Raw genomic sequence first — 460 nt, 5'->3', positions numbered from 1 at the left:
GCATCTACGCGCCTGAATCCGGCGTGATGCTGCAGAATCGTGGCGCCGGCTTCCGGTTGACCGAGGGCCACCCCAACGCGATCGCGCCGCGCAAGCGCCCGCTCCACACCATCATCCCGGCGCTGCTGACCAAGAATGGCCGCACGCAGATGACCTATGGCGTGATGGGCGGCCAGTATCAGGCGACCGGCCACGCGCATGTCCTGTCCTCGATGCTCGATCGCGGCGACGACCCGCAGCAGGCTGCCGACCGTCCGCGCAGTTTCGTCGCCGAGGGCAAGCTTACGGTCGAGTCGACGATCGGCCCCGAGATCCGTGCCGACCTCGCCGCGCGCGGCCATGACGTCTCGGTACTGCCCGAGCCGACCGGCGGTTGCCAGGCCATCTGGATCGACGAGGCGCGGGGCGTTCTGCTCGGCGGCTCCGATCAGCGCAAGGATGGCATGGCGCTGGGCTACTG

At 69.1% G+C, this 460-nt stretch carries 1 protein-coding gene; it reads left to right on the top strand.

What is annotated here, in order from left to right:
• Positions 1-460: gamma-glutamyltransferase (locus tag AB4Y92_RS25750; protein WP_441822199.1), on the top strand; the 460-nt coding region annotated here is incomplete at both ends.

The organism is Lysobacter sp. TAB13 (assembly GCF_052113885.1).
Classification (GTDB): Bacteria; Pseudomonadota; Gammaproteobacteria; order Xanthomonadales; family Xanthomonadaceae; genus Lysobacter; species Lysobacter gummosus.
Note: the sequence above shows the minus strand (reverse complement) of the source record. Positions and strands in the feature narration are given on the sequence as shown.